The organism is Solidesulfovibrio aerotolerans (assembly GCF_009856865.1).
Taxonomy (GTDB): Bacteria; Desulfobacterota; Desulfovibrionia; order Desulfovibrionales; family Desulfovibrionaceae; genus Solidesulfovibrio; species Solidesulfovibrio aerotolerans.
On the sequence record NZ_WVUD01000036.1, the window covers coordinates 26,655 to 39,545 of the forward strand.

A 12,891-nucleotide genomic window follows, 5' to 3' on the forward strand; every position below is an offset into this window, starting at 1 on the left:
GCCGCGCCAGGGCCATTTTGGAAGTATGCCGGAGCAACCGCTGCTAAGCCGGCAGTTGCCGGCGGGTCGCGCTCTGGCCTTCCAGGGAGCGGATGAGGTCGTTTAAGACCACTGCCTGCTCGGCCAGTTCGGCCACGGCCCGGGCCGCCTCGCGCATGGCTTCCGCCGTTTCCGAGGCGCTGCCGTTTATTTCCTCGATATGGCGGTTGATCTCCTCGGTGGCCGACGATTGTTCTTCGGCCGCCGTGGCAATGGCCCGGACCTGATCCGACGACTGGCCGAACATATCCAAAAGGCCCGCCAGCCCCTGGGCGGCCTGATCGGTGCGGGCCATGGACTGTTCTATGGTCTGCTTGGCCCGGTCCATGCCGGTGAGCGTCCCGCTCACGCCGCGCCGGATGCCGGACACTGCCTCGCCCACTTCCTTGGTGGCGCTCATGGTCTTCTCGGCCAGCTTGCGAACCTCGTCGGCCACCACAGCAAAGCCCCGGCCGGCATCCCCGGCCCGGGCCGCCTCGATGGCGGCATTTAAGGCCAGCAAATTGGTCTGGTCGGCGATATCCTCGATGGTCTGGGCGATGGAGCCGATGCCGTCGGCCTTGCCGCTTAAATCCGACACCGAATCATAGACTGCCTGGAAACCGACGCTGATGCCGTGCACGTCGGACTTGACCTGCTCCATCTGCCGGCCGCCTTCTGCGGCTGCGGCCTTGGACTGCTCGGCCAGCCGGGCGGTGGTTTCAGCGTTGCGGGCGATCTCCAGCACCGAAGCGGTCATCTCCTCCACGGCCGTGGCGGTTTCGTTGATGCGGCCGGACTGGTGTTCGGCGCCCTGGGAGGATTCCTCGATCTGGGCCGAAAGCTCGGCCGAGGCCGAGGAGACGATGCCGACCACTTCCTTCAGATGATTGGCGGCATCCAGCATGCCTTGAACCCGGGCCGTCTCGGCCCCGGCCGTCGCCTGCTCCGCCACCGTGACGGCGGCTTCAGCCTGGGCCGCCTTGCTCTCGGCCTCGGCGGTTTTGGCCATGATCTGGCTGACGTTGGCTTCCAGGGTGGCCGAAGTCTGGTTGAGGGCCTCATAGACCTGCCCGATCTCGTCGCGGCGGCGCACGGTCAAACGCGCTGCGTAGTCGCCACGGCCGATGGCCTCCAGGTGCCGGATCATCCGGCCCAGGGGACGAAACACGTCGGCATTAAAGAATAACGAGAGAACGACGCAGATGGCAGCCAGGATGGCGGCAAAGCCCAGGGCCGCCTTCCACATGAGGCTTTGCATCGGCCCCACCAGTTCGTCGTATTCGACAAAGGTCAAAAACTTCCAGCCAAGCCCCTTGGCCGTGGACGTCAGGGCCAGATAGCGTTTGCCGTCCATGTCGAGCAGACTGTGGCCGTCTGGGGCCTTAAACGCCGCATCCAGGGCCGGCACGCCCAATTCACCAATTTTTTTGAAATTGTGCTTGTCGTTTCTCGGATTGGAAATGACCACACCGTCGCCCTGGACAAAGACTACATACCCGGTCTGGGCAATGCGGATGTTTTTGACAATGTCGGTCAGCACGCCCAGGGAGATATCCACGCCCACAGCGCCAAGAACCCTGCCCTTTTCCACGGCCACCTTGACCACGCTGACCACGGCCTCGCCGGTGGTGGACATATAGGCTTTGGAAATAATGGGCACGTCCGGGGTCGGCAGGGCCTCCTGGTACCAAGGGCGCTTGCGGGGATCATAGCCGGCGGGCATCTCCCCGGGCACGCTGGAGACGAAGCCGCCGTCGAGCGAACCGAAAAAGACTTCCACATAGGCCGGGTGGGCGACCTGGACCCGGGTGAAAAGCGCGGTGATCTCCTGGCCCAGGCCGTCGTCAGGGCGGGGGACGGACTTTACCTTCTGCGTTGTGGCGACATACGAGGTCAAGGTGTTGTCCACCCGACGCAGCAGGGGATCGCCAGCCAGTTGCAGCACGTTCTGCTTGGACTGCTCCATGAAAATCGCCATGGCGTTTTCCAACTGGCCTATTTCCTTTCGGATTGCGCCAACATGGAGAGCCAGCGTGTCATTGTAGATGGTATTGAATATAATCCCTAAAACGATAGTGGTTGGAATGGAAATGACCAGAACGAGCTGGAGCATTATTCTGAATTTGATTGATCGCATGGATGCGTCCTTGTGCTTAAACGGTCAATTCCAAATTTGATTCTGCAGCAGCCCAAAACAAAAGCGATACGCTCCAATCAATACGACTAAAGAGACAGATTGCACCGCATGCCACTTCTTCATGAGTATGAGTATCCATACATCATGTGTCGATTCAGTCACAAGAGTGTGGCGAAGCAGTGTTTGCGGCACCGGCCCCTCAGACCGACACAAACTCCACCCGAACCGCGTCGTCTGCAAAATCCACCAGGGCCAGACTGCCGCCGGGGGTCAGCGCGCCGGGATTAATAAGCCGCGTGGTGCCATAGAGGGTGTTCTCGGCAGTGTGGGAGTGGCCGAAAAAGATGACGTCAAAGCGGCCGGCCAGGGCTTCGGCGATACGCGCCGACAGGCCCGGACGCGGCCCCCAGCCGTGGACAGCGGCCACGCGCCTCCCGGCAATGATCCGCTCGGCCAGCGGTTCCAGCTGCGCGCCAAGATCATACCCGTCGCAGTTGCCGGCCACCGACACATGCCCCGGATGCTGGAGCAGGTGGCTCCAGACGGCAAAGCCGGTGTGGTCGCCGCAGTGGAAAATATAATCCGCCGGGGCCAGCCAGCGGTCGTAGACGGCCTCAAAAAACGCGTTGGGGGCGCGCAGATGGGTGTCGGAAATAACCGCTGCCCGCATGGGTCAGTCCTTATGGGCCACGCCGTTTTTGCGGTTCCACCACTGTTTATCCGGGCCGTTAAACCACCATTCGGCGTGATCCGTCTCGGCCAGGGTCTGAGCCAGCCGGCGGCCGGGTTCGGTGCGAAGCCTGGCCATGGCCGCTTCGATCCAGGCGGCGGCGTAGCGGTTGCCCAAATCCAGCTCTTCTTTCAAATTGGCGATCAGATCGATCTGGTCGGCGTCCTGGGCGAGTCTGGCTTCCAGGCTGCCGGCTGCCTCCAACTCGTCATGCAGGGGCATAACGACATCGGTCAGCCCCGTGCCGGCCAGTGCGTCGGTCATCGCTCGGCGGGAATCGGCCGCGTTATACAGCTTATTGACGTAGTTGAAATCGCCGGTGCGGGCCTCGTGCAGATCGTGAAACAGGCACATGGCCATGGTGCGGTAGGGATCGGCCCCGGCATTTAGGGCCAGGGTGAAGCCGATAAGCGCCGTGCGGAAGCTGTGCTCGGCCACGTTTTCCGAACCCGAGCCCAGGAACTGATAGCCGGTGCGCGGGGTCTTTCGCAGCATACCGGCCTCGAAAACCAGATCGGCCAGCCGGGTCAGCCGGTCGCGGTCGCTCATGTCCACCTTGCCCAGATCCTCAGTCGTCATGCTTTGCTCTCTCTGCGGCCCGGCCAACCGGGCAGACGCCGGTACTTTTTCGCCTCCGGCGGCCGGGGGGGATACCCCCCCCGGACCCCCTTGATAGGAGAAGTTTTTCAAGTGGTTATGGGCGTTATTGCAACGGTGCCAGGAGCAAAAAATGCGCTCGTCGGTCGAGCCGAACCGTCGCACGCTTCTGCCCTCTTCGCTCGCGCGTCCCCGTCCACCGTCGCGGCAACGCCCTCCCCCCTTTACCCCTGCCAGGGAGGGTCCGGGAGGGGGTTACCCCCTCCCGGCCGCCGGAAGCATTCTTCGTCTTCTACCTTCCCAAATGGCCTACGTGCGGTAGTCGGCGTTGATTTTGATATAGTCGTAGGTCAGATCCGAGGCCAGCAGCAGGTAGCGGCCCGGTCCGCCGCCCAGTTCCACGTCGATGGGGATTTCGCCCCGGCGCATGTGGGGGGCGAGCAGCGCGTCCAGGTCATCGGCCACGGGCATGCCGCCCTCAAAGACCGGCACCCCGCCGATGCGCACGGCGACGTCCTCGGGATCAAACACGGCACCGCTGCGGCCAAGGGCGGCCACGATGCGCCCCCAGTTGGCGTCGCGGCCGAAAAAGGCCGTCTTGACCAGCGGCGAATTGCCCACGGCCCGGGCCGCCAGTTCGGCGTCGGCGTGGGAGGCCGCGCCCCGGACCTTGATGCGCAGGATTTTGGTGCCGCCCTCGGCGTCCTGGACCAGCATGGCGGCCAGGGTCTGGCACACGTCGGCCATGACCGCCAGCAGGGCCTGCCGGCCCTCGGCCGAGTCGATGACCACTTCGGACGCGCCGTTGGCCAGGGCCAGGACGCAGTCGTTGGTGGAGGTGTCGCCGTCCACGGTGATGCTGTTAAAGCTGCGGTCGGCAGCGGCGGCCACGGCCTCCTGCCACCACAGCGACCCGACCTTGGCGTCGCACAACAGCACCCCGATCATGGTGGCCATATTGGGGGCGATCATGCCGGCACCCTTGGCCATGCCGAGCACCCGCACTTCGCCGGAGTCGGTGACCAGCGTGCCCCAGGCAATCTTGGGGAATCCGTCGGTGGTCATGATGGCCTTGGCCGCCGCCACGGGCGAGGTTTCGCCAAGGCTGGCGGCCAGGGCAGGCACGACGGCCTTCCATTTGTCCATTTTCAGCCGCGCCCCAATGACGCCGGTGGAGGCCGGCAGGATCTCGTTGGGCGAGAGGTCGGTGGCCTTGGCCACCAGGGCCAGGGTTTCGCGGCAATCGGCGATGCCGGCGGCACCGGTGCAGGCGTTGGCCTGGCCGGCATTGATGAGGATGGCCCGGGCATGGCCGCCGGTTGTGGCGATGTGCCCCTTGGCCACGGTGACCGGCGCGGCCTGGAACAGATTCTGGGTAAACACGCCGGCAGCGGCGGCCGGGCCGTCGCTGACAATCAGGGCCAGATCGTCGCGGCCGGTGCTATATTTGAAACCGGCGGCGGCGGTGGCGAAGGAAAAGCCTTTGGGCACAGGGATGACGGACGAAGGCATAGGTGCTCCTTATCGCAATTGCAGGGTCTCGTCTTTGGGCTGCTGCTCGTCCAACCAACCTGTCAGGGCTGTGCCCGGGGACTGGCCGCCGGGGCGACGGGGTTGCGCGGCGGCGCTTGCAGCTCCTCGCGGGTGATCACGCCGTCGTTGTTGGCGTCGAAGCGGCGAAATTCGCGTTCCTGAACGTTGCGCCATTCTTCCAGGGTGACCCGGCCGTTGCGGTCGGCGTCCAGGGCCTCAAAGCGGGCGGCCTGTCCTGGCGCGGCGGCAGGAGCGGCCGCAGCCGGAACCGGGGCCGGCTTGGCCACCGGGGCCGGCACGGCCAGGGGGCGCTCGGCCAGCCTGGGAGCCGGCCCGCCGGCAGGCGACTGGGCCGGCCCAGCCGTTGCGCCCGCTTCCCCCTGGGGCAAATCCGGCGACGGATAGGACGTCTGGGCGACCCGGGCCGGCGTCTGCGGACTCGTGGCGGTGCAGGCCGCACCGCCAAGGGCTGCGGCCAGGGCCAATACGGCTGCATAACGGGTGGTTTGCCGCATGGGCAACGCTCCTTGGCCGGTCCTCGCCGGCACTCCCTTGCCCCCGGACAAATCGGGCAACGCGGGGTCTTTGTTTACACCAAACGCGAGCGACCGGCCATACCCGGTCTTGACAGTCCCCCGCTGCTTTGCCAAGCCCCGGGCATGTACAAAGCCTGTTTGCCGTTGCTGCTCGCAGCGACGTTCGCCCTCGCCCCTGTCCCGGTCCGGGCCGCCTCCCTGGACAACGAGCTTTTCATCGGAACCGAGGCCCTGTTGCGGGGTCGCTTTGAATTGGCGAGCCAGAGCTTTGCCCAGGCCCTGGCCCTGGACCCGGACAATCCCTATGCCCGCACCCGGCTGGGGCTGGCCCTTTGGGGCGCAGGCCAAGCCGCCACCGCCCGGGCGGAACTGGAAAAAGCCCTGGCGGCGCGGGCCGACGATCTTTTTGCGTTGTGGAGCCTTGGCTGCCTGGATCTGCTGGCCGGGCAGCCGGCGGCGGCGGCCGGGCGTTTCGCGGCCCTGGCCAAGGCCGATCCCGGCAACATCCGAAGCATTCTCGGGCTTGGGCTGGCCGCCCTGGAGGACGGCCACACGGCCGAAGGCGTCGGCCTTTTGGCCACGGTGCAGCAGACCGGGTCCGACGACGCCCTGGTCCGATTTCTGTGCGGCTATGCCTTCTGGCTTTTAAACGCCCCGGCCAATGCCCGGCTGGAGTTGGAACGCTCGCTCGAACTTGAACCGCGCAGCACCGCCTGCCTGGAACTGCTCGGGCTGGTCTATCACCGCCAGGGCCAGCCGCAGTTGGCGGCCAGCGCCTGGGGGCAAGCCCTGGCCATCGACCCGCACGCGGCGGGGGCGCGATTTTTCTTGTCACGTCTGGCCGAGGACGAAGGCCTGGCCGCGACCCTGGCCGACCGGCCGGCCGAGGCCAAACGGGCCTACGAGCGCGCCCTTGCGGCAGACCCGGGCAATGCGGCAGCGGCCAAGGCCCTGGGGCTGGCCATCATGCCGCCGCTGGCCCAGCCCGGGGAGGCCAGAGGGGTTTCGCCTCGTCGGGACCGCCCCAGCGGCGGGGAAACGGTCTCCCGGACTGCCGGGGCGACAAAAAAAGCGGTGCAGCCGGGCAAGGCGGCCGGCAAGGGCACCATCGAGGGCAACGCCCCGGCCGAGACGACGGCCACGGTGCCGCCAATCCCGACGCCGCCGGATACCGTCGCAAAACCGGCTGCGCCGCCAGCCAAAAAGTCGCGCAAGGCAAAGGCCGCAGACGCCGCAGCCACCTCCGCCGCGCCCCCGGCTCCAGGGCCGGCGGCCGCCCCGGCCGAGACGCCGGCCACGGTGCCGCCAGTCCCGACGCCGCCGGATGCGGTCGAAAAGCCGACTGCGCCGCCAGCCAAAAAAGCACGCAAGGCAAAGGCCGGCGTTACAGCAGCCACACCGGGCGCGACTGCCCCGGCAACACCGCCAGCGCCACCGGCCGCCACCACGCCGGCCGGCGAGGGCGCCCCCCCCTGGTAAGCGCACGCCCGGGTATCGGCCCGCACCGTCGCCGCAACCTGTGCCGCGCTCTGTTGACGCGCTCTCCCTCTTGCGACAAGCTGTAACAAGACCTCCACCGGAGGTGCCAAGGAGTTCGCTATGATCCGATTATTTCTCGCCCTGCTTTTCGTTTTGTCCATGGCTGCGACCGCTTCGGCCCAGGCCTTTGGACCCAAGAATTATCCTGACTGTGCCATGCTGTACGCCAAAAAAGCGGCTTCACTGGACGGCGGCATGCTCATGCGCCGGGCCTGCCGCTGCCGTTTTCAGGATAAAACCGCCCCGGAGTGCAAGGAGTACACACAGGCGGCCCTGGACTGCCTCATCACCAACGTCGGGGCGGTGGCCCGCGACGAAGAGGTCTGGGGAGTGGAACGGGCCTGTCGCAGCAAGAATCCGGTGAAATAAGCGGCACCCGCGTCCTGGACAACGGGTGCGCCCAAACCAAAGAGCCGGCGCAAGGCCGGCTCTTTGGGGAAACGGCCGCCAGCCCGCCAAAGTGGCGGGGACGGTGTTTCACTTTCTTATTTCGTTAAACAGCTATTGCGGTTTGAGCACGGCATCGGCCATTCGGGACAAGGCAAAGCAACACACAACCACGAGGGATACCAGGATAAGTTTTTCTACGAACATGGGCGTAACCTCCGCTTGGCATTCTCTCTAGCAACCGGCGTGCCAGCCGATCCCAGGGCCAAGGCCGTGCGCCCACCGCGCCAACCAGCCGCAAAAAAAAGCCCCCCGGCGAACCGAGGGGCTTTTCGATCGGGAGCCGGCCGAGCCGTCAGGCGTCTTTGGGCGAGCGGGGCAGCACGGCGTTTAAGACCACCCCCACCACGCCGGCCAGACCGATGCCTTCCAGGTGAATGCCGCCAAAGGAAAAGGCCATCTTGCCCATGCCGAAAACGATAATGAGCGCCACGATGGCCATGTTGCGCGGCTCCATGAGATCAGCCCCCTCGCGCACCAGGGAGTTAAGCCCGACCACCATGATGGCACCGAACAGCAGCAGCATGATGCCGCCCATGACCGGCGTGGGGATGGTCTGGAGCAACGCCCCGAGCTTGCCCACAAAGGCCAGGCAGACGGCAGTGACGGCCGCCCAGGTCATGAGCGCCGGATTATAAATCTTAATCAGCGACACCGCACCCGTGACCTCGGCATAGGTGGTCAGCGGCGGGCCGCCCAGGCAGCCGGCCAACAGCGTGGCCACGCCGTCGCCCATAAGCGAGCGGTGGACGCCCGGATTCTCCAGATAGTTGCGCCCCGTCACCTGCCCAATGGCAATGACCCCGCCGAAATGCTCGATGATGGGGGCAATGGCCACCGGCACGATAATGAGCACGGCGTCGAGGTTAAACTCCGGCCCCACAAACGACGGCATGGCAAACCACGGCGCAGCCGCCACAGGCGTAAAATCCACCATCCCCAGAAACAGGCTGGCCGCGTACCCGGCCCCGATGCCGCACAAAATCGGCACCAGCCGCAACAGCCCCCGGCCCCGGATGGCCACCAGCACCGTGACGGCCAGGGAAAACAGCGACACGCCCATGGCCATGGTTTGCGGGTACAAAACAGCCGCGCCGTCGCCGGTCTTGCCCATGGCCATGTACACGCCGACCGGGGCCAGGATCAGGCCGATGACCATGATGACCGGCCCGGTGACGATGGTGGGCAAAAGCTTGAGGAGAAAGCCCACGCCCCGCCATTTGATGACCAGCGCCGCCAGCATGTAGGCAAACCCCACGCAGGCCAGGGCACCGAGTGTGGCCGGCACGCCGTAGGTCTTCACGCAATACATAATGGGTGCGATAAAGGCGAACGACGAACCCAAAAAGATCGGGATGCGAAATTTGGTAAGCACCTGATAGATCAAGGTGCCTACACCAGCGCAAAAAAGGGCCACGTTGGGATTAAGGCCCGTTAAGAGCGGCACCAGCACCAGCGCCCCAAAGGCCACAAAAAGCATCTGCGCCCCCACGGGGAAATCCCGCAGCCGCAGTTTGTAGTCGCTCCCCGAATCCTGCGTCATCACTCCCTCCTCGTCACATGGCCCGTGGCCGGCTGACCGGCCGCTCCGATGCAGTGACGTCCGTGCCTGTTGTTATTCCGATGTAGCGACATTCCCAATCGTTGATATTTCGATAGAGCGACGTCAGTACCAGTCGTTATCCCAATGAAATTGAGTCCGTGCCGTGGCTATTTTGTGCCGAAAATCTTGTCGCCGGCATCGCCCAGGCCCGGCAGGATATAGCCGTGTTCGTTTAAGCGCTCGTCAATGGCGGCGGTATAGATGGCCACGTCGGGATGCTCTTTTTCCAGCCGGGCCAGCCCTTCCGGGGCGCAGACCAGAAACAGGCCCATGATGCGCCGGCAGCCGGCTTCCTTGAGCAGATTGATGGTGGCGATAAGGGTGCCGCCGGTGGCCAGCATGGGATCGAGGATCATGGCGTGGCGCTTGTGGATTTTTTTGGCCAGCTTGACGTAATAGCGCACCGGCTCCAGCGTTTCCTCGTTGCGATACATGCCGACCACGCTGACCTTGACCCCGGGGATCATGTCGATGACGCCGTCCATCATGCCAAGGCCGGCCCGCAGGATGGGGACCACGGTGATCTTTTTGCCGACAATCTGGTCCACTTCCACCGGCCCGGCCCAGCCGTGGATCATTTTTTTCTCGGTGGGCAGGGACTTGGTGGCCTCGTAGGTCAGCAACCGGCCGATTTCGTTGGCCAGTTCCCGGAAATTTTTGGTGCTGATACTGTTTTCACGCAGCAAGCCAAGCTTGTGGCGCACCAGGGGATGATCGACGACGGTGACGGGCATGGCAGCTCCTGCGGGTGTTTACGGTGGAGGCGGGTGTGCCGGTTCCGGCTGGCGTATGGCTACACCAGAAAACCGCCCCAGGCCGCCCCGGCGGGGGGGGCGGCGGGCGGACTGCGTTTAGCCGGCGTTGTGCCGGCTTGGGCCGGTGGGGTCAAGAGGCAACGCGGGACAAGGCCCCGCAGATAAAAAGGCAGGCCGGGCGGAGAAACGGCTTTGGCCGCCTCCCCGCCCGGCACAAGCGGGGACGCCGCGATCAGCCGGCCTTGAGGGATGTCACCAGCCGGTTCAGATTTTCGGCCTGCTCCGCCAGCTCTTCGACGGACCCGGCCGCCCGGGCCATGGCCTGGGCCGTGTCGTCGGAGATGCGGTTGATGTCCTCAACAGCCCGGTTGATCTCCTCGCTGGCGGCGGATTGCTGCTCGGAGGCCGTGGCGATGGAGCGCACCTGATCGGCGGAACTCTCCACAATGGCCACGATCTCTTCCAGCACAGTACCCGACCGGCCAGCCAACTCCGTGGCCTGATCAACAGCCCGGGCCGCGCCCTCGACGCCGTCGATGCTCGACTTGGCCCCGGCCTGGATGGCGTGCACGGCCGCGCCCACTTCCTTGGTGGCGGTCATGGTCTTTTCGGCCAGTTTGCGCACCTCGTCAGCCACCACCGCAAAGCCCCGGCCCGCGTCGCCGGCCCGGGCAGCCTCGATGGCGGCGTTTAAGGCCAGCAGGTTGGTCTGGTCGGCAATGTCGGAAATGACACCGATGATCGTGCCAATGCCGTCGGCTTGCTGGCCCAGCGCATCCATGTTGGTGCGAAGAGCGGCCGCGCGGTCCTGGACAGCCCCGATGGCCGCCACCACCTGACGCACCATGCCGGCCCCGTCGTTGGCCTTGTCCCGGGCGGTGCCGGCGCTCTGGGCCGCCTCGGAGGCGTTTTTCGCCACTTCGAGCACCGTGGCGTTCATCTCTTCCATGGCCGTGGCGGTTTCGCCGGCGTGCTGGCGCTGGATGTCCGCCCCTTCCTTGGACTGGTCAATCTGGGAGGCCAAGGCACCTGAGGCGTCGGACACGGCCCGGGCCACATCCTCAATCCGGGCGGCCGCGTCGAGCCGGCCCTGGCGCTGGGCCTCGGCCGCCTGACTGCGGGCCACCTCGGCCTCGGCCACGGCAGCCTGGGCCTGCTCGGCTGCGGTGGCGGCTTCGCGGGTTTTTTCCTCGGCCTGGGCGATCATTGTCTTGAGGTTATCGACCATGCGCGTGAGCGCCTTGGCCAAAACGCCGGTCTCATCCACCTGATTGATGGCCAGGGTCTGGGTGAAATCGCCCTCGGCCACCTTGCCGGCAAAGGCCGTGGCCTGACGCAGGGGGCGTACGAGGCTGGCGGCAAAAACCCACAGCACGGCCAGCGCCGCCGCCGCGACCCCAAGGCCCACGCCGATCTGCCACACGGTGGTCTCATGCCCCCGGGCGGCCATCTCGGCGTCGAGCTTCTTGCTTTCGGCCAGCACGATATTGCCGTGCACCCGGACCAGCACGGCCCAGGGCCGGTCGGTGCGGCCAAGCTGGATGGGGGCCAGAGCCCGGTACAGGCCGGTGACGTCGCTGACGTCAACCATGGATTTGCCTTCCTTAATCCCCTTGGCCAGATCTTCCCAATCCTTTGAGATAACGCTTAAAGCCTGCCCCACAGCCTCGGGCTTCTCGCTGCTGGCCACGACCAGACCGTCATGGCTGATGATGGCCACATCGCCCTGGCCGCCGTACAGGGAGGTATCGACCTTTTTGGACAACTCCTGGAGAAAATTAAGCCGCAGATCAGTACCGGCCACGCCCAGGAACTTGCCGTCTTTTTTGACCGGCACAGACAGGGTGGTCAGCCATTCCTGGCGACCCTGGACAATATAGGGAAAGGGGTCGAGCACGCTTTCCTTGCCGGATTCGCGCGGCCAGAGATACCAGCCGCCCTTGCGCACGCCGTTGGGGTGGCGGTCCTGGCTTTCAAATTCGACCAGGGGCTGCAGCGCGATCTTGCCGGCCTGATCGCGGTTCCAATAGGGCACAAAACGGCCCGTCTCGTCGTGATTATCCTTGGCCGCGCCGGCAAATTCCGTGTCCCGGCCGTCCAGCGCGCCGGGTTCCCAGGCCGAATAGGTGCCCAGATACTGCGGGTTGTTTTTAAGGACTTCGACCAGGATGGTTTCGAGTACGTTGCGCACCGGATTTTTGACGCCATCCGGGTCGGTCGCCGCGCGGGCATACTGCTCGCGCAGCACCTCAAAAGTCTTGGCCATGGTGCGGGCGGTGACGAGGTTGTCTTCCAGGGCGCTTTGGATGACTGCGGCCTGGGTGGCGGCCAGGGAGCCGAGATTGCGCTTGGCCTCGTCTTCCAGCAAAGTTCCCACCCGCTTTGAGACGAACTCCTGGGTCTGACCCGAAGAATACAGGCCATAGCCGACCAGGGCGGCGGCGGTGACCAGCAGACAGATGCCTGCGAGCAAGATAATTTTAGCCTGGATCGATTTCAGTTGCATGGGTTTCTCCCGCCTCGGATCCGGTAGTTACATTCGAAACCACTGTTATGCCATCACCCACACCCAGGCCTTGCATTGCGGAACATTGTTATTACAACAACAAAATAGGTCGCCTAACCGTTGGCCTGGGCTTGCCAGCCGCCACTCCAGAAAAAGAAGTCGGCACCGGATTGTAACGAAGTAGCATCAACTTTGTCACAAGGCAAGCCAGGAATCACCCCAACCGTGGCAACACCATTTTCAGGGCGTGCCGGCTGCGGCGACGAACGCCGCCGTTGCGGCCCGGCTGCTGCAACAGTGCTTGCGTGGTCGGCCAGAGACTTGTGGCGGTGCGCATTGCGTACGCAGTGCCATTCCATTTCATTTCTGTCCGGCTAATTTAGAAGAGATAGCCTGCTAGAATTGTTTGGTTTTAAGCGTTGCCGTCGCGGGTCAATGAGGTCGAGAATTTCACATTGCTGAAACAGATTTCGTTGCACCAGCCGGG

The 12,891-nt window shown here is 64.7% G+C and carries 10 protein-coding genes; 2 read left to right on the forward strand and 8 right to left on the reverse strand.

Going from position 1 to position 12,891, the window contains the following annotated elements; genetic code table 11:
• Positions 1-43: 43 nt before the first annotated feature.
• From GTA51_RS15810 to GTA51_RS15830, 5 genes are all read right to left on the reverse strand, one after another.
• Complete coding sequence (locus GTA51_RS15810) at positions 44-2,158, reverse strand: methyl-accepting chemotaxis protein (RefSeq protein ID WP_160962764.1); 2,115 nt, start codon at positions 2,156-2,158, stop codon at positions 44-46.
• A gap of 199 nt (positions 2,159-2,357) precedes the next feature.
• Positions 2,358-2,828 carry a metallophosphoesterase family protein gene (locus GTA51_RS15815; RefSeq protein ID WP_160962766.1) on the reverse strand — a complete coding sequence of 157 codons (471 nt, stop codon included), beginning with the start codon at positions 2,826-2,828 and terminating at the stop codon, positions 2,358-2,360.
• A gap of 3 nt (positions 2,829-2,831) precedes the next feature.
• A complete protein-coding gene (locus GTA51_RS15820; protein WP_160962768.1) occupies positions 2,832-3,467 on the reverse strand; it encodes an HD domain-containing protein in 636 nt (211 codons plus the stop codon).
• A gap of 327 nt (positions 3,468-3,794) precedes the next feature.
• Positions 3,795-4,997, reverse strand: a complete 1,203-nt coding sequence (argJ, locus tag GTA51_RS15825; RefSeq protein WP_160962770.1) for a bifunctional glutamate N-acetyltransferase/amino-acid acetyltransferase ArgJ — start codon at positions 4,995-4,997, stop codon at positions 3,795-3,797.
• Positions 4,998-5,059: 62 nt separating this feature from the next.
• A complete protein-coding gene (locus GTA51_RS15830) occupies positions 5,060-5,533 on the reverse strand; it encodes an EF-hand domain-containing protein (protein ID WP_160962772.1) in 474 nt (157 codons plus the stop codon).
• A gap of 144 nt (positions 5,534-5,677) precedes the next feature.
• On the opposite strand from GTA51_RS15830, the gene GTA51_RS15835 reads away from it, so the two are divergent.
• Entirely contained in the window at positions 5,678-7,033 is a 1,356-nt protein-coding gene (locus GTA51_RS15835) for a tetratricopeptide repeat protein (protein ID WP_160962774.1), read from the forward strand.
• Positions 7,034-7,153: 120 nt separating this feature from the next.
• Positions 7,154-7,462, forward strand: coding sequence for a hypothetical protein (locus tag GTA51_RS15840; RefSeq protein WP_160962775.1), 309 nt, complete (start codon positions 7,154-7,156; stop codon positions 7,460-7,462).
• 373 nt (positions 7,463-7,835) lie between these two features.
• On the opposite strand, the gene GTA51_RS15845 is transcribed toward GTA51_RS15840, so the two are convergent.
• The 3 genes from GTA51_RS15845 to GTA51_RS15855 all read right to left on the reverse strand — a co-directional run bounded on the left by GTA51_RS15845 (position 7,836) and on the right by GTA51_RS15855 (position 12,404).
• Positions 7,836-9,083 carry a uracil-xanthine permease family protein gene (locus GTA51_RS15845; protein WP_160962776.1) on the reverse strand — a complete coding sequence of 416 codons (1,248 nt, stop codon included), beginning with the start codon at positions 9,081-9,083 and terminating at the stop codon, positions 7,836-7,838.
• 167 nt (positions 9,084-9,250) lie between these two features.
• Entirely contained in the window at positions 9,251-9,877 is a 627-nt protein-coding gene (gene upp / locus GTA51_RS15850; protein WP_160962777.1) for a uracil phosphoribosyltransferase, read from the reverse strand.
• A gap of 253 nt (positions 9,878-10,130) precedes the next feature.
• On the reverse strand, positions 10,131-12,404 hold the full coding sequence (locus tag GTA51_RS15855) for a methyl-accepting chemotaxis protein (RefSeq protein ID WP_160962778.1): 2,274 nt from the start codon (positions 12,402-12,404) through the stop codon (positions 10,131-10,133).
• Between the last annotated feature and the right edge of the window lie 487 nt (positions 12,405-12,891).

Bases quoted from the DNA above. Each gene is read 5' to 3' on its own strand.
- GTA51_RS15810 (WP_160962764.1), bottom strand. From the start codon at position 2,158: ATGCGATCAATCAAATTCAGAATAATGCTCCAGCTCGTTCTGGTCATT.
- GTA51_RS15815 (WP_160962766.1), bottom strand. From the start codon at position 2,828: ATGCGGGCAGCGGTTATTTCCGACACCCATCTGCGCGCCCCCAACGCG.
- GTA51_RS15820 (WP_160962768.1), bottom strand. From the start codon at position 3,467: ATGACGACTGAGGATCTGGGCAAGGTGGACATGAGCGACCGCGACCGG.
- argJ (WP_160962770.1), bottom strand. From the start codon at position 4,997: ATGCCTTCGTCCGTCATCCCTGTGCCCAAAGGCTTTTCCTTCGCCACC.
- GTA51_RS15830 (WP_160962772.1), bottom strand. From the start codon at position 5,533: ATGCGGCAAACCACCCGTTATGCAGCCGTATTGGCCCTGGCCGCAGCC.
- GTA51_RS15835 (WP_160962774.1), top strand. From the start codon at position 5,678: ATGTACAAAGCCTGTTTGCCGTTGCTGCTCGCAGCGACGTTCGCCCTC.
- GTA51_RS15840 (WP_160962775.1), top strand. From the start codon at position 7,154: ATGATCCGATTATTTCTCGCCCTGCTTTTCGTTTTGTCCATGGCTGCG.
- GTA51_RS15845 (WP_160962776.1), bottom strand. From the start codon at position 9,083: ATGACGCAGGATTCGGGGAGCGACTACAAACTGCGGCTGCGGGATTTC.
- upp (WP_160962777.1), bottom strand. From the start codon at position 9,877: ATGCCCGTCACCGTCGTCGATCATCCCCTGGTGCGCCACAAGCTTGGC.
- GTA51_RS15855 (WP_160962778.1), bottom strand. From the start codon at position 12,404: ATGCAACTGAAATCGATCCAGGCTAAAATTATCTTGCTCGCAGGCATC.